This window comes from Limnohabitans sp. TEGF004 (genome assembly GCF_027924965.1).
In the GTDB taxonomy this organism is placed as follows: Bacteria; Pseudomonadota; Gammaproteobacteria; order Burkholderiales; family Burkholderiaceae_C; genus Limnohabitans.
The window spans coordinates 134,165-148,480 of sequence record NZ_AP027056.1; the positions used below are offsets into that span (position 1 = coordinate 134,165).

Sequence of the window (14,316 nt, forward strand, 5' to 3'; positions counted from 1 at the left end):
ATGGCAGTCATCAAGATGAAACCAACGTCGCCCGGTCAACGTGGCGTCGTTAAAGTTACCCGTGATCACCTCCACAAAGGTGAACCTTACGCCCCGTTGCTGGAACCCCAGCACCAAAAATCGGGCCGTAACAACAACGGTCACATCACTACCCGTCATAAGGGTGGTGGTCACAAGCATCACTACCGCGTTGTAGATTTCAAGCGTAACAAAGACGCTATCCCAGCGAAAGTGGAACGCATTGAATACGATCCAAACCGTACGGCACACATCGCTTTGGTGTGTTACGCAGACGGCGAGCGTCGCTACATCATTGCACCACGTGGCTTGGAAGTTGGCGCATCGTTGCTCAGCGGTTCGGAAGCCCCGATCCGTGCAGGTAACACCTTGCCAATTCGCAACATTCCAGTGGGTTCAACCATTCACTGTATCGAGTTGAAGCCAGGTGCTGGTGCACAAATCGCGCGTTCAGCTGGCACATCAGCCACTTTGTTGGCTCGTGAAGGCACTTACGCTCAAGTGCGTATGCGCTCTGGTGAAGTTCGCAAGATCCATATCGAATGCCGCGCCACCATTGGTGAAGTTGCAAACGAAGAACACAGCCTCCGTCAATTGGGTAAAGCTGGTGTCAAGCGCTGGATGGGTATTCGCCCAACCGTGCGTGGCGTCGCTATGAACCCAGTGGATCACCCACATGGTGGTGGCGAGGGTCGCACCGGTGAAGGCCGTCATGCAGTTGACCCATGGGGTAACCTGACAAAAGGCTACCGTACCCGTAACAACAAACGCACACAAGTCATGATTGTGTCGCGTCGTAAAAAGTAAGGGGTAACAAATGACTCGCTCTCTCAAAAAGGGTCCGTTTGTTGACCATCATTTGGTTGCCAAGGTCGACAAGGCCATCGCAACTAAAGATAAAAAGCCAGTGAAAACTTGGTCACGTCGTTCCATGATCTTGCCCGATTTCATCGGCTTGACCATCGCTGTGCACAACGGCAAACAACACGTGCCCGTGTACGTCACTGACCAAATGGTGGGTCACAAGTTGGGCGAATTTGCTCTGACTCGTACCTTCAAAGGTCACCCCGCGGACAAAAAAGTCCAGAAGAAATAAGGAAAGACCATGGAAACACGTGCAGTCCTTAGGGGCGTCCGTTTGTCGGTCGACAAAGGCCGTTTGGTCGCGGACATGATCCGCGGCAAAAAAGTTGACCAGGCTCTGAACATCCTGACATTCACGCAGAAAAAAGCTGCAGGTATCGTCAAGAAAGTTTTGGAATCTGCGATTGCTAACGCTGAACACAACGACGGTGCAGACATCGACGAGTTGAAGGTGAAAACCATCTACGTTGAAAAAGGCGCCACGCTTAAGCGTTTCACTGCCCGCGCCAAAGGCCGCGGTAACAGTATCAGCAAGCCTACCTGTCACGTTTACGTGACAGTCGGTAACTGAAAGGTATAGGAAGATATGGGACAAAAAATCCACCCCACAGGCTTTCGCCTTGCAGTGAGCCGCAACTGGGCTAGCCGTTGGTACGCAAGCAACAAAGACTTCGCTGGCATGCTGGCTGAAGACATCAAAGTTCGCGAATACCTCAAGGCCAAGCTGAAAAACGCTTCTGTTTCTCGCGTTCTGATCGAGCGTCCCGCTAAAAGCGCACGCATCACCATTTTCTCGGCTCGTCCAGGCGTGGTGATCGGCAAAAAAGGCGAAGACATCGAGAACTTGAAGAAAGAACTCGCAGCTCGTTTGGGCGTGCCAGTCGCAGTCAATATCGAAGAAGTGCGCAAGCCTGAAATCGATGCTCAATTGATCGCTGACAGCATCACTCAACAGCTCGAAAAACGCATCATGTTCCGTCGCGCTATGAAGCGCGCCATGCAAAACGCCATGCGTCTGGGTGCTCAAGGCATCAAGATCATGTCGGCAGGTCGTTTGAACGGCATCGAAATCGCACGTACCGAGTGGTACCGTGAAGGTCGCGTGCCACTTCACACTCTGCGTGCAGACATCGATTACGCAACTTCTGAAGCTAAAACCACTTACGGCATCATCGGTGTCAAAGTGTGGGTTTACAAAGGCGATACCTTGGGTCGTAACGACCTGCCGGCCGCCGTTGAGCCACGCGAAGAAGAGCGTCGTCCTCGCGGTCCCCGTCGTGATGCTCGCCCTACCGGTGATCGTCCCGCACGCAGCGGCGCTCGTCGCCCTGCAGGTACCAATGCCGCACCAACGGATGGCAGCGATAAACCCGCTGAAGCCGCTGATGCCCCTACAACTGCCGTCAAGCGCGTCCGCAAGGTTGCCGCGCCCGCATCCACTGGCACGGCTGCGGACGGAACAGGAGAATAAGCATGCTGCAACCAGCACGCCGTAAATACCGCAAAGAGCAAAAAGGCCGCAACACCGGCATCGCAACACGTGGTAACACCGTTGCATTCGGTGACTTCGGTCTGAAATCCACCGATCGCGGCCGTCTGACGGCCCGCCAGATCGAAGCCGCACGTCGTGCGATTTCCCGTCACGTCAAACGTGGCGGCCGTATCTGGATTCGTGTGTTCCCTGACAAGCCGATCTCCCAAAAGCCTGCTGAAGTGCGTATGGGTAACGGTAAAGGTAACCCCGAGTACTACGTGGCAGAGATCCAACCCGGCAAGGTCCTCTACGAAATCGTAGGCGTTCCTGAAGAGTTGGCCCGTGAAGCATTCCGTCTGGCCGCTGCAAAGTTGCCCTTGCGTACCACTTTTGTGGCTCGCATGATCGGCCAGTAATTCAGGAGAAATAAGAAATGAAAGCTGCTGAACTGCGCCAAAAAGACGTTGCCGGCCTCGAAGCTGAAGTCAAAGAGTTGCAAAAAGCTCACTTTGGCTTGCGCATGCAAAAAGGTACGCAACAACTCAACAACACGTCACAACTGCGTTCTACACGTCGCAGCATTGCACGTGCAAAAACCATTCTTGCTGAAAAGCAAGCCGCCAAGTAAGGAGTGAACATGACGGACGCTAAGAAATCCCTCAAACGCACCTTGATTGGCAAGGTGGTTAGCGACAAGCGCGCTAAAACAGTGACAGTGCTCGTGGAGCGTCGTGTGAAGCACGCACTCTACGGCAAAATTGTTGCTAAATCGAGCAAGTATCACGCGCATGACGAAACAGGTGAATACCACTTGGGCGACATGATCGAGATCACTGAAAGCAAGCCAATTTCGAAAACCAAAAACTGGGTGGCGACCCGTTTGGTTGAGAAAGCTGCTGCGGTTTAAATACCAAAGGGCTTCGGCTCTGCAAGGCTAAAGAAAACGACCCACAATGTGGGTCGTTTTTGTTTTTGTACGTCAATATATTGGAGATACCATGATTAAAGTTGGAGACGACCTGCCACACACCACCCTGATGGAATATTCAGAGGTTGAAGGTGAAGGCTGCAGCATTGGCCCGAACGCCGTTGATGTGGCTAAGGCTACTGCAGGCAAGACCATTGCATTATTTGCTTTGCCTGGCGCATTTACACCCACTTGCTCTGCTAAGCATGTACCTGGCTATGTTGAGCACTATGAGCAGTTCAAAGCTGCTGGTGTCGACGAAATTTGGTGTCTCAGTGTGAACGATGCTTTTGTGATGGGCGCTTGGGCGCGTGACCAACACACCGACGGCAAAGTCCGCATGTTGGGTGACGGCAGCGCCGATTTCGCGCAAGCCACCGGTTTGACACTCGACCTAACGGCGCGAGGTATGGGCTTACGCAGCAATCGTTATTCCATGCTCGTGAAAGACGGCAAAGTGGTGAGCTTGAACGTTGAAGGCCCAGGTAAATTTGAAGTGAGTGATGCCGCTACCTTGTTGGCTCAAGCCAAGGCGTAATCGTTTGAGTAATCAAAAAGCCGCGCAGCAGCGCGGCTTTTTTGTGGGCTGCACAATAAATTAACCAAAGCTCACCAACCGATAGACCACATACAGGCATCCCACAAAAATGCTGAGAGCAAAAAGGCGCGAGGTCCATGTGTCGCGCGAAGGATGAATTTCAGTCGCTAACACTTTGTCGCCGGTCAGCATCGGCGTGATCAAGTCTTCCCTTTTGAGTTTTTTGTAAAAAAGCACGGTCCCTACGTGCAAGATCACCAAAAGGATGACGAGAACCTTGCCGATATCACTGTGGTATTCGGTCGCAAGAGAGACCCAGTCCGACGACACAACGGCAGCCCATGGCCCTGAGTTAGAAATTTCATCGTCACTCATGAAGCCGCTCAGCACTTGGATGAGTAAAGCAACCAGCATGGCTACCACCGACAGCGCGCCAAGTGGGTTGTGACCAGTACTGTGTGGAACTTGTTTTAAGCGCAAAGCATTCACATAAGCCAAGAGCTTTGGCAAGCTGGGCACAAAATTTAAAAACCTAGACCAATGGCCGCCTACAAACCCCCATACAAAGCGAAATAAGACCAGCGTCAGCGCGGCATAGCCTAGTTTGAAGTGCAGCTGCATCGCGTCACCGCCTACCTCACCGCTGACCACCAAGCCCAAGACACATACGGCTAACAAAATATGAAAAACCCGTGTGGGTAAATCCCAAACGCGAACGCGGTAAAGGGAGGCGGTGTTGGGCATACATAGACCAATCGAAGAAGCAAAAGACAAGCTGGCTGAATGTTCGTAAACTGCAAGCCGCGAAAAGCGTATTCTCAACCTTAAAGGACACTGCCATGAAAAAAACAATTCTGACCTTATTGGCCATCAGCGCCGCATGCATCAGTTTCTCTGCCGCCGCACAGTTTGCAAAACCAGAAGATGCTGTGAAATACCGAAAGGCCGCACTGACGGTGACAGCCGCCCATTTCAGTCGCTTGGGTGCCATGGCGCAAGGTAAGGTACCGTTCGACGCAAAATCCGCAGCAGAAAACGCTGAGATCGTTGCCAGCATGTCGAAGTTGCCTTGGGCTGCTTTCGGTGATGGCACCGACGTGGGTGAAACCAAAGCAAAGCCTGAAATCTGGAAACAAACGGCCAAGTTCAAAGAAGCCGCAGAAAAGTTTCAAGCTGAATCTACGAAATTAGCCGCCGCTGCTAAAACTGGCAAAGAAGATGCATTTAAAACAGCCTTCTCTGCAACAGCCGGCACATGCAAAGCCTGTCACGATGACTTCAGAGCGAAATAAACCAAGCAATTAATAGTCAGTAGGTCCCAGAGATCTATGCTGATTTGAGCGGGGCTTGGACTAGACGTCATGCCCCGTTTGCTTGATTGGATAATGCGAGTATGAAACGGTATGTGATGCGTTCAATCATTTGGTTCATTCTGGCGCTGACGCTAGTCGCTTGTTCGCCTGCCTTGAATTGGCGACAAGTCAGTGTGGACGCATCCGACGTCATGGTGTTGATGCCTTGCAAGCCCGACCAAGCCACGCGAACTGTTGCTCTGCGAGTTGTCAATCACGATGTAGAAACTAGCTTGTCCTTGTATGGATGTGAAGCAAGCCAAATGCAATTCACCTTTGGGCATATGAACGCGCAGCAAGGTTTGAGTGCAGAAGAGTCCATACGAGCCTGGCGTTTGGCGGGCTTGGCAGCAGCCAATGCCAAGCCTGGCGACGCCACATCACAAAACTGGGCGATCAAAGGGGTGAGTGATCATGGATTGTCTGCACGCACGCACGTTCTGACGGATGCGCACCAAGTGCAGTGGGTTTGGTTTGCCTATGGCAACAAAATTTACCAAGCTGCGGTGTATGGCAAAACCAAAGACAAAGGTTTGCCAGAGGCTGCAGAAACATATTTTTCAGGAATCAAGTTGCCATGAACCACGATGTGTTGTCGCGCCGAGCGGCGGTGTGGGTGTTTGTTGCTTTTGCATCGGCCTACTTTCTGTCTGCTTTGCTGCGGGCGATCACGGCGACGCTGTCTCCGACCTTGACCCTCGAGTTTGGTTTGCAAGCGCGTGACCTTGGGCTTTTAGCTGGAGGTTATTTTTTTGGTTTCGCACTCACGCAATTGCCGATGGGCCACTGGCTAGATCAACATGGCCCCAAAAAAGTCGTGCTGAGTTTTTTAGGTGTGGCTGTCTTGGGGTGTTTGGCGTTCTCGTGGGCAACTGACTTTGGCGGGCTATTGTTGGCGCGCGTGCTCATTGGTGTGGGCGTGAGTGCTTGTTTGATGGCGCCTCTCACGGGTTATCGCCGCTGGTTGGTGATGGAGAAACAGCAGCGGGCTAATTCATGGATGTTGATGACAGGTGCATTCGGCATGTTGGCGTCTACCTTGCCCGTTCAGTGGTTGCTGCCGGTCATCGGTTGGCGCTGGATGTTTGTTGGACTGGCCTTGTTGATCGTTCTTTCCATGGGGCTGATGATGTGGCAAGTGCCCAAATGGCGTGTGGCAAAGCAGCCCGATTCACTCCCGACACAAGCTAAACCTGTGGGTATTTTGGCCAGCTACGCGCAAGTGTGGGCACACCCCTACTTTCGAAGCCTCACACCAATGGGCTTCTTCAACTACGGTGGCTTGATTGCCATGCAAACTCTGTGGGCTGGACCTTGGATGATCAAAGTGGCGGGTTATTCGTCGCTTGAGGCGGCGACGGGCTTGTTCTGGATCAACGTGTGTATGTTGGTCACATTTTGGCTCTGGGGTTTGGTCACGCCCATGTTGTACGCACGCGGCTTGAATGCCAACAAATTGATGACCTACGGTGTGCCGCTGAATTTTTGCGTGCAGATCTACATCGTGTTGGCAGGTTCGGATGCTGGGGCCCTGCATTGGGCGCTGTTTTGCATCAGTAGCTCATTCGTGTCGTTGGCACAACCTGCGGTCGGTATGGCGTTCCCTTCCGCGTTGGCGGGGCGTGCGTTGTCAGCCTACAACTTGGTGCTGTTCTTAGGTGTATTTGTGGTGCAGTGGGGCATGGGGCTGATGATTGACGGTTTCAAGGCCGCTGGCTGGCAAGAGCTGCAATCGTTTCAGTTGGCCATGGCCGTCTTTTTTGTCTGCTGTCTTGCGTCTTATGGCTATTTTTTAAAACACAAATCTGACAGCTGATAATCTGCGCAACGCACTTTTCCTTTCTATGAATAACCGCATCCTCATCATTGCCCATGCGCCGCTGGCCAGCGCCTTGCGTGACTGTGCCATGCATGTGTATTCCGAGTGTTCAGCGGATGTCATCGCTCTCGATGTCTTGCCACATGCGCAACCAGAAGACACCTTGGCTCAGGCCTTAGACGCGGCAGGTTCTGCTTTGGACAGCGGCTTGTTGGTGTTGACCGATATCTTTGGTGCAACGCCTGCCAATGTGGCGCAAAAGCTAGTGCTGGGCAGCAATGCCAAACTCATTGCGGGTGTGAATTTACCCATGCTCTTTAGATCGGTGTGTTATCGCCATGAGTCGCTTGATGCGCTGGTGGCGCGCGCCCTGACAGGCGGCACGCAAGGTGTGATGCAAGTTGCCATCACCGCTCCTCAAAATCAAAACCGTCGAATCCATGATCAAAACTACAACGACCATCAGCAATAAATTAGGCCTGCACGCACGTGCGTCTGCCAAGCTCACCAAGCTCGCCGGCAGCTTCCCATGTGAGGTGTGGATCAGCAAAGGCGATCGCCGTGTGAATGCCAAAAGCATCATGGGTGTCATGATGTTGGCGGCAGGCATTGGCAGCGACGTTGAACTTGAAACCGATGGCACACAAGAGCAAGAAGCCATGGATGGCTTGTTGGCCTTGATTGCCGATAAATTTGGTGAAGGCGAGTAACGCACGATGACGTTTTCAATCCACGGTCTTGCAGTCGCACGCGGCATTGCCATTGGGCGTGCTGTGTTGGTGGCGTCTAGTCGTGTGGATGTCGCGCATTACTTCATTGAGCAAGAGCAAGTGAGCTCGGAGCTCCAGCGTTTGACGCAAGCACGCGAGGCGGTGTCTGCCGAGCTGCAAAGCTTGCATGACAACCTGCCAAAAGATTCGCCGCCAGAGTTGTCCGCCATCTTGGAAGTGCACTTGATGTTGTTGCAAGACACCATGCTGGCCGATGGTGTGACGGGGTGGATCAAAGAGCGTTTGTACAACGCCGAGTGGGCGTTGACCTCGCAGCTGGATGTGGTGGCGCGTCAATTTGACGAAATGGATGACGCCTATTTGCGCGAGCGCAAAGGTGATTTAGAGCAAGTGGTCGAGCGCATGCTGCGCCACATGAAAGGCGTGACACATGTCATGCCGCACCCATCCACCAAACGCAGCAATCAGCCCCGCCAACAAGACCTGCAACTCGATGATGAGATGGATGTGCCCCTTGTGTTGGTGGCGCACGATTTGTCGCCCGCTGACATGTTGCAGTTCAAGCAGAGCGTGTTCACGGGCTTTGTCACGGATGTGGGTGGCAAGACATCACACACGGCCATCGTGGCTCGCAGCTTGGATATTCCTGCGGTGGTTGGTGCGCGCACGGCCAGTCAGTTGGTGCGTCAAGATGACTGGATCATCATCGACGGTGATGCCGGCGTGGTCATCGTCAATCCTTCGCCCATCATCTTGGCCGAGTACGGATTCAAGCAGCGTCAAGCCGACCTAGAGCGTGAACGTCTTTTGCGTTTGCGTCACACGCCCGCTGTCACACTTGATGGCCAGCGCGTGGACTTGTTGGCCAACATTGAGATGCCAGAAGATTCGCCCGCCGCATTGGATGTGGGTGCTGTCGGCGTGGGCTTGTTCCGCAGCGAGTTTTTGTTCATGGGTCGCGCAGGTGCGCTGCCCGATGAAGAAGAGCAATACCAAGCATACAAACGTGCGGTGGATGGCATGAAGGGTTTGCCCGTCACCATTCGCACGGTGGACATTGGCGCGGACAAACCTTTGGATCGCACCATCAAAGATGAAACGCACCTCAACCCAGCTTTGGGATTGCGTGCGATTCGTTGGAGCTTGGCTGACCCTGCCATGTTCTTGACGCAACTGCGTGCCATCTTGCGTGCAGCGGCGCACGGCCAAGTGCACTTACTCATTCCCATGCTGGCGCATGCGCGAGAGATCAAACAAACATTGGCGCTGCTCGACAAAGCGCGCAAGCAACTCGACGCACGGGGTGAGGTGTTTGGCCCTGTGAAAGTGGGCGCCATGATTGAAGTGCCTGCGGCGGCGCTGAGCGTGAAGATGTTCTTGCGCCATTTCGACTACTTGTCGATTGGCACCAACGACTTGATTCAATACACCTTGGCCATTGATCGCGCAGACGAGTTAGTGGCGCATTTGTATGACCCGCTGCATCCTGCCGTGTTGCGCTTGTTGGCCGATACGATTGCCGAAAGCCGTTCACAAGGTAAAGGCGTGAGTGTGTGCGGCGAAATGGCAGGCGACCCTGCCATGACACGCCTGCTGTTGGGCTTGGGGTTGCGCAGTTTCTCCATGCACCCGACGCAAATCTTGGCCGTCAAACAAGAAGTGATTCGCGCGGATGCCTCACGCTTAGAGGCGTGGGCGCAAGAGGTGTTGGCCAGCGATGAACCGGCCGAGTTGATGGGGCTTTAAGCCTTAGCAGCTTCAGAGGCTGCGTGGGCCTGCTGGTCTGCGTGATAGCTACTACGCACCATCGCGCCGATGGCTGCATGGCTGAAGCCCATCTCGTAAGCCTTCTGCTCAAACATCTTGAACGTGTCTGGGTGCACATAGCGGCGCACGGGGATGTGGCTGGTGCTGGGCGCTAAGTATTGGCCGATGGTGAGCATGTCGATGTTGTGGTCGCGCATGTCTTGCATCACCTGCAAAATCTCTTCGTCTGTTTCGCCCAAGCCAACCATCAAGCCACTCTTGGTGGGCACGTTGGGGAACAAGTCTTTGAATTTTTTGAGCAAGTTCAAGCTGAAGGCGTAGTCGCTGCCGGGGCGCGCTTCTTTGTAGAGGCGTGGCACGGTTTCCATGTTGTGGTTCATCACGTCTGGCGGTGCGGCTTTGAGGATTTCCAAAGCGCGGTCGTCACGGCCACGGAAGTCGGGCACCAAGATTTCAATTTGTGTTTGCGGTGACAGCTCGCGTGTGCGGCGAATGCAGTCCACAAAGTGTTGGCTGCCGCCGTCGCGCAAGTCATCGCGGTCCACGCTGGTGATGACGACGTATTTCAGTTTGAGGTCGGCGATGGTTTTGGCCAAGTTCTCTGGCTCGTTCACGTCGAGCGGGTCAGGGCGGCCGTGGCCCACATCGCAGAAGGGGCAGCGACGAGTGCACTTGTCGCCCATGATCATGAACGTTGCTGTGCCTTTGCCAAAGCATTCGCCGATGTTGGGGCAGCTGGCTTCTTCGCACACGGTCACCAATTTGTTGGCGCGCAGCACGTCTTTGATTTCATAAAAACGTGTGGAGGGCGAGCCTGCTTTGACGCGAATCCAATCGGGCTTTTTCAGTACTTCGCTTTGTTCCACTTTCACGGGAATACGTGAGAGTTTGGCGGCCGCTTTTTGCTTGGCTGATGCGTTGTAGTTTTCGACGGTTTGCGCTTCGCGCACGACATTGTTGTCAGGGGTGGACATAGCAATCAAGCCTGTGTTGGAGGCCCTGGGTTCAGGGCGCTAAATAGGTAACGAGCTTTTGGCTCAAAACATCAGCGACTTCTTGCCAGCTGACCGATACGCCGATTGTAGAAAGGTCGACGGTCTGCAAGCCTTGATAGCCGCAGGGGTTGATGCGTTGGTAGGGACTTAGATCCATGGCCACATTCAATGCCACGCCGTGGTACGTGCAATGTCGGCTCACCTTGATGCCCAGTGCTGCAATTTTTCCAAGACCTGCAAAGTCTGGGTCTTTGCTTGCGTCTTTCTGTGTGCGCTGTGCCAACATGGTGTGGCTGTGTGGATCGTCTAAGCGCACATAAATGCCAGGAGCGCCAGACACGCGGTGGCCCGTCACGCCGAAGTGGGCCAATGTGCGAATGACAGCCTCTTCGATGCGGTACACATATTCTTTGACGTAGTAGCCCGTGCGCTTGAGGTCAATCAACGGGTAAGCCACCACTTGGCCCGGGCCGTGAAATGTCACTTGACCACCGCGGTTGGTGGGCACCACAGGGATGTCGCCCGGTGCGAGCAAATGGTCTTCATGTCCGGCCAGGCCTTGCGTGAACACGGGTGGGTGCTCGCAAACCCACAGTTCGTCGGGTGTCTCGGGTGTGCGTGCTGCCGTAAAGTCCTGCATCGCCTGATAGGTGGGCAGGTACGGCACCAAGCCGAGTTGTTGGATCACAGCACCACTTTCACCAACGGGTGAGAGGTGAGGGTGCGGTACAACTCATCGAGTTGCTCACGGCTGGTCGCCGTTACGGTGATGGTGACGCCTAAATAATTACCCCCTTTGCTTTCACGCAACTCAACGGTGCTAGCGTCAAACGTGGGGTCAAATTGCTCTGCAATGTAAGTCACAGCATGAACGAAGCCGTCGACTTTGGTGCCCATCACTTTGATGGGAAATAGGCTTGGATACTCAATCAGCGAGTCTGTGCGAGGGTTTTCTTGGGGTGTGCTGGGACTTGTCATGAGCGAAATTATCCTCTTCTTGGTGCGATAGGCCTGAAAGCGTATGTGTTATCACGTACAATTAGTGGTTCTATATGGGCAAGCGGATGTAACCTGGGCGTAAACAAACATGACCAGAATACAAGCCGAAGATCAAGAAAACGTACAAGACACGTTTGAGCCGTTGACAGCTGAACAAGCTGCCGAGTTGCGCAAACAACAGCCCCTTCTGTCGGTATGGCGGGTGGTTGGAGTCCAGGCTGTGCTGGGGCTTCTGGTGGCGGTGCTTGTATGGTTTGTGTCGGGGCGGATGGCTGCGGTTTATTCGGCGGTTTATGGTGCCTTGGCGGTGATTGTCCCCGCGTCGTTATTTGCACGAGGCTTGACCAGTCGGATCGCTTCTGTGAATGTGAGTGCTGCGGTGTTTGGCTTCTTCCTATGGGAGATGGTCAAAATAGGCCTGACGGTGGCAATGCTTTTTGCGGCGCCGCGTTTGGTGAATGATTTGAGCTGGCCTGCCATGTTGGCAGGTCTGATCGTGACAATGAAGGTGTATTGGGTAGCGCTTGGCTTTCGCAAAGTGTTTTATCCAGTCGATCCAACTTAAAGAAGAGCGAACGAATGTCTGTTGAACATGGTCCGACCGCTGGTGAATACATCGTTCACCACCTGACGCATCTGCAAAACAAGCCGATGGCTGGTGTCATTGACTTCTCCGTTTACAACATTGACTCAATTTTTTGGTCTGTGTTGTTGGGTGTGGTTGCTAGCTTCTTCTTGTGGCGTGCCGCCCGTGGTGCTACTGCTCACGCACCTGGCCGCTTTCAGGCGGCTGTTGAAATCTTGGTTGAGATGGTGGATAGCCAAGCCAAGGGCATCATCCACAGTGCCGAGAGTCGCAAGTTGGTGGCTCCTTTGGCTTTAACGGTGTTTGTCTGGATCTTCTTGATGAACGCCATGGACTTGTTTCCTGTTGATTTGTTCCCCAAGATTTGGGAAATCATCTACGGCGCGAACGGTGGCGATGCGCACCATGCCTACATGCGTGTCGTGCCTTCGGCTGATTTGTCCACCACTTTAGGCTTGTCGACTTCTGTTTTGTTGGTCTGTGTGTTCTACAACATCAAGATCAAAGGTATCGGCGGCTGGGTGCATGAGTTGTTCTGCGCTCCCTTCGGTGCTCATCCTCTTTTGTGGCCCGTCAACTTCATCATGCAAATGATCGAGTTCGCGGCCAAGACCGTGTCGCATGGCATGCGACTGTTCGGTAACATGTACGCAGGCGAATTGGTGTTCATGTTGATCGCCTTGATGGGTGGCGCCGCTGCTGCCACATTACCAGGCATCTTGCTGCCCATCGGTCACATCATTGCTGGTTCAATCTGGGCCATCTTTCACATCATGATCATCACATTGCAAGCCTTCATCTTCATGATGTTGACGCTGGTGTATGTGGGTCAAGCGCATGATGCCCACTAAAGCGCACTCGTTTTCGGTTTTTTCTTAACTTTTCTCTCATCCATTCTTTAGGAGCAACAAAATGGAACACGTCCTCGGTTATGTAGCACTCGCAGCTGGCCTCATCATTGGTTTGGGCGCTATCGGTGCTTGTATCGGTATCGGCATCATGGGTAGCAAATACCTCGAAGCAGCTGCTCGTCAGCCTGAATTGATGAACGAATTGCAGACCAAAATGTTCTTGTTGGCTGGTCTGATCGACGCTGCTTTCTTGATCGGCGTTGGTATCGCCATGATGTTCGCTTTCGCGAACCCCTTCGTCCTGAAGTAATCTAGCAACTACCAAAAGAAAGGTGTTGCCGTGAGTATCAACGCAACCCTGTTCGTCCAGATGATCGTATTTGCGGTCTTGGTGTGGTTCACGATGAAATTCGTGTGGCCACCCATCGCAATCGCCCTCGACGAACGTTCAGAAAAAATTGCCCATGGTTTGGCTGCTGCCGAACATGCCAAGATTGAACTGTCCAACGCGCACAAAGAAGTGGAATTGAAGCTGGCTGAAACCCGCAACGAATCTACCGCTTTGTTGGCTGATGCAGAGCGTCGTGCCCAACACTTGATCGATGAAGCCAAGGCTCACGCCTCGGATGAAGCGAAAAAGATTGTGGCTGCTGCTCACGCTGAAGCAGCGCAAGAAGTCGTGAAAGCCCGTGAGCACCTGCGCGAGCAAGTGGCTGCATTGGCTGTCAAAGGCGCCGAGCAGATTCTCCGCAAGGAAGTCAATGCCAGCGTTCACGCCGACTTGTTGGGTCGTCTAAAGACTGAGCTGTAAGAGGACAACATGGCCGAACTCGCCACCATTGCCCGCCCTTACGCAGAAGCTTTGTTCAAGGCTTCGGCCGCAGACCTGAGCGGTACCACTGCATGGCTCGATGAGCTTGCAGCGATCGCTGGGAACGCCCAATTGCTGCAATTTGCAGAAGGCCCCAAAGTCACTTCAAACCAAGTGTTTGACTTGATCGTTGGTGTTGCCAAATCCAAATTGCCAACTGCTGCGCAAAACTTTTTGCGCGCCGTGATTGACAACGGTCGCTTGAGCGCATTGCCTGAAGTGGCAACGCAATTCCGTGCCCATGTCAACGCGCAAAGCGGTACGGCAGACGCTGTTGTGTACAGCGCTTTCGACATCGACGCAGCAGCTTTGGCTGACGTGAAGACTGCTCTCGAAAAGCGTTTTGGCCGCAAACTCAACGTCTCTGTGGCCTTGCAGCCTGAGCTGATTGGCGGTATTCGCGTGGTGGTGGGCGACGAAGTGTTGGACACTTCTGTCAAAGCCCGTTTAGATCAAATGAAAGTTGCGCTGACGGCTTAATGCC

Annotated in this window: 23 protein-coding genes; 19 read left to right on the forward strand and 4 right to left on the reverse strand. The window is 53.5% G+C overall.

Annotated features, from left to right (window positions below; all coding sequences use genetic code 11):
• The 8 genes from rplB to LINBF2_RS00705 all read left to right on the forward strand — a co-directional run bounded on the left by rplB (position 1) and on the right by LINBF2_RS00705 (position 3,861).
• Positions 1–825, forward strand: coding sequence for a 50S ribosomal protein L2 (gene rplB / locus LINBF2_RS00670; RefSeq protein WP_104796793.1), 825 nt, complete (start codon positions 1–3; stop codon positions 823–825).
• Between the two features lie 10 nt (positions 826–835).
• Entirely contained in the window at positions 836–1,114 is a 279-nt protein-coding gene (rpsS, locus tag LINBF2_RS00675; protein WP_104796792.1) for a 30S ribosomal protein S19, read from the forward strand.
• Positions 1,115–1,123: 9 nt separating this feature from the next.
• Positions 1,124–1,453, forward strand: coding sequence for a 50S ribosomal protein L22 (gene rplV, locus LINBF2_RS00680; protein ID WP_100133886.1), 330 nt, complete (start codon positions 1,124–1,126; stop codon positions 1,451–1,453).
• Positions 1,454–1,468: 15 nt separating this feature from the next.
• Positions 1,469–2,353 carry a 30S ribosomal protein S3 gene (gene rpsC, locus LINBF2_RS00685; RefSeq protein WP_281889651.1) on the forward strand — a complete coding sequence of 295 codons (885 nt, stop codon included), beginning with the start codon at positions 1,469–1,471 and terminating at the stop codon, positions 2,351–2,353.
• A 2-nt stretch (positions 2,354–2,355) separates the two neighbouring features.
• Positions 2,356–2,772: a 50S ribosomal protein L16 gene (gene rplP / locus LINBF2_RS00690; RefSeq protein ID WP_100133884.1), complete on the forward strand. Its 417-nt coding sequence runs from the start codon at positions 2,356–2,358 to the stop codon at positions 2,770–2,772.
• A gap of 17 nt (positions 2,773–2,789) precedes the next feature.
• Positions 2,790–2,984, forward strand: a complete 195-nt coding sequence (rpmC, locus tag LINBF2_RS00695) for a 50S ribosomal protein L29 (protein ID WP_100147416.1) — start codon at positions 2,790–2,792, stop codon at positions 2,982–2,984.
• Between the two features lie 9 nt (positions 2,985–2,993).
• The gene (gene rpsQ, locus LINBF2_RS00700; RefSeq protein WP_104796790.1) at positions 2,994–3,263 is read left to right on the forward strand and encodes a 30S ribosomal protein S17; all 270 of its coding nucleotides are present in this window, start codon (positions 2,994–2,996) and stop codon (positions 3,261–3,263) included.
• Positions 3,264–3,354: 91 nt separating this feature from the next.
• Entirely contained in the window at positions 3,355–3,861 is a 507-nt protein-coding gene (locus tag LINBF2_RS00705; RefSeq protein ID WP_104796789.1) for a peroxiredoxin, read from the forward strand.
• Between the two features lie 60 nt (positions 3,862–3,921).
• Here LINBF2_RS00705 and LINBF2_RS00710 read toward each other — a convergent pair whose 3' ends face one another.
• Complete coding sequence (locus LINBF2_RS00710) at positions 3,922–4,713, reverse strand: cytochrome b/b6 domain-containing protein (protein ID WP_281889656.1); 792 nt, start codon at positions 4,711–4,713, stop codon at positions 3,922–3,924.
• Here LINBF2_RS00710 and LINBF2_RS00715 point away from each other — a divergent pair.
• The 6 genes from LINBF2_RS00715 to ptsP all read left to right on the forward strand — a co-directional run bounded on the left by LINBF2_RS00715 (position 4,701) and on the right by ptsP (position 9,509).
• Complete coding sequence (locus LINBF2_RS00715; protein ID WP_104796787.1) at positions 4,701–5,153, forward strand: cytochrome c; 453 nt, start codon at positions 4,701–4,703, stop codon at positions 5,151–5,153. The genes LINBF2_RS00710 and LINBF2_RS00715 overlap by 13 nt on opposite strands.
• Positions 5,154–5,269: 116 nt before the next feature.
• A complete protein-coding gene (locus LINBF2_RS00720) occupies positions 5,270–5,794 on the forward strand; it encodes a hypothetical protein (protein WP_281889658.1) in 525 nt (174 codons plus the stop codon).
• Positions 5,791–7,029, forward strand: a complete 1,239-nt coding sequence (locus LINBF2_RS00725) for an MFS transporter (RefSeq protein WP_104796785.1) — start codon at positions 5,791–5,793, stop codon at positions 7,027–7,029. Before LINBF2_RS00720 ends, LINBF2_RS00725 begins: the two co-directional genes overlap by 4 nt.
• Before the next feature lie 28 nt (positions 7,030–7,057).
• Positions 7,058–7,504 (forward strand): PTS fructose transporter subunit IIA, encoded by a 447-nt coding sequence (locus tag LINBF2_RS00730; protein WP_104796784.1) that lies wholly within the window; start codon positions 7,058–7,060, stop codon positions 7,502–7,504.
• On the forward strand, positions 7,473–7,742 hold the full coding sequence (locus LINBF2_RS00735; RefSeq protein ID WP_281889662.1) for an HPr family phosphocarrier protein: 270 nt from the start codon (positions 7,473–7,475) through the stop codon (positions 7,740–7,742). Before LINBF2_RS00730 ends, LINBF2_RS00735 begins: the two co-directional genes overlap by 32 nt.
• A 6-nt stretch (positions 7,743–7,748) precedes the next feature.
• On the forward strand, positions 7,749–9,509 hold the full coding sequence (ptsP, locus tag LINBF2_RS00740; RefSeq protein WP_281889664.1) for a phosphoenolpyruvate--protein phosphotransferase: 1,761 nt from the start codon (positions 7,749–7,751) through the stop codon (positions 9,507–9,509).
• Here the strand turns inward: ptsP and lipA are convergent.
• The 3 genes from lipA to LINBF2_RS00755 are packed head-to-tail and all read right to left on the reverse strand — an operon-like array spanning position 9,506 to position 11,503.
• Entirely contained in the window at positions 9,506–10,504 is a 999-nt protein-coding gene (gene lipA / locus LINBF2_RS00745) for a lipoyl synthase (protein ID WP_281889666.1), read from the reverse strand. The genes ptsP and lipA overlap by 4 nt on opposite strands.
• Positions 10,505–10,535: 31 nt before the next feature.
• Complete coding sequence (lipB, locus tag LINBF2_RS00750; protein WP_281891254.1) at positions 10,536–11,165, reverse strand: lipoyl(octanoyl) transferase LipB; 630 nt, start codon at positions 11,163–11,165, stop codon at positions 10,536–10,538.
• A gap of 44 nt (positions 11,166–11,209) precedes the next feature.
• Positions 11,210–11,503, reverse strand: a complete 294-nt coding sequence (locus LINBF2_RS00755) for a DUF493 family protein (RefSeq protein ID WP_104796780.1) — start codon at positions 11,501–11,503, stop codon at positions 11,210–11,212.
• 163 nt (positions 11,504–11,666) lie between these two features.
• On the opposite strand from LINBF2_RS00755, the gene LINBF2_RS00760 reads away from it, so the two are divergent.
• The 5 genes from LINBF2_RS00760 (at position 11,667) to LINBF2_RS00780 (ending at position 14,312) form a co-directional block, all read left to right on the forward strand.
• Positions 11,667–12,089 carry an ATP synthase subunit I gene (locus LINBF2_RS00760; RefSeq protein ID WP_348773711.1) on the forward strand — a complete coding sequence of 141 codons (423 nt, stop codon included), beginning with the start codon at positions 11,667–11,669 and terminating at the stop codon, positions 12,087–12,089.
• A gap of 14 nt (positions 12,090–12,103) precedes the next feature.
• Complete coding sequence (gene atpB, locus LINBF2_RS00765) at positions 12,104–12,961, forward strand: F0F1 ATP synthase subunit A (RefSeq protein ID WP_104796778.1); 858 nt, start codon at positions 12,104–12,106, stop codon at positions 12,959–12,961.
• A gap of 61 nt (positions 12,962–13,022) precedes the next feature.
• Positions 13,023–13,271 (forward strand): F0F1 ATP synthase subunit C, encoded by a 249-nt coding sequence (atpE, locus tag LINBF2_RS00770; protein ID WP_100147432.1) that lies wholly within the window; start codon positions 13,023–13,025, stop codon positions 13,269–13,271.
• Positions 13,272–13,301: 30 nt separating this feature from the next.
• Positions 13,302–13,772, forward strand: a complete 471-nt coding sequence (locus LINBF2_RS00775; protein WP_104796777.1) for a F0F1 ATP synthase subunit B — start codon at positions 13,302–13,304, stop codon at positions 13,770–13,772.
• Positions 13,773–13,781: 9 nt separating this feature from the next.
• On the forward strand, positions 13,782–14,312 hold the full coding sequence (locus tag LINBF2_RS00780; RefSeq protein ID WP_281889670.1) for a F0F1 ATP synthase subunit delta: 531 nt from the start codon (positions 13,782–13,784) through the stop codon (positions 14,310–14,312).
• The last annotated feature ends 4 nt before the right edge of the window (positions 14,313–14,316 follow it).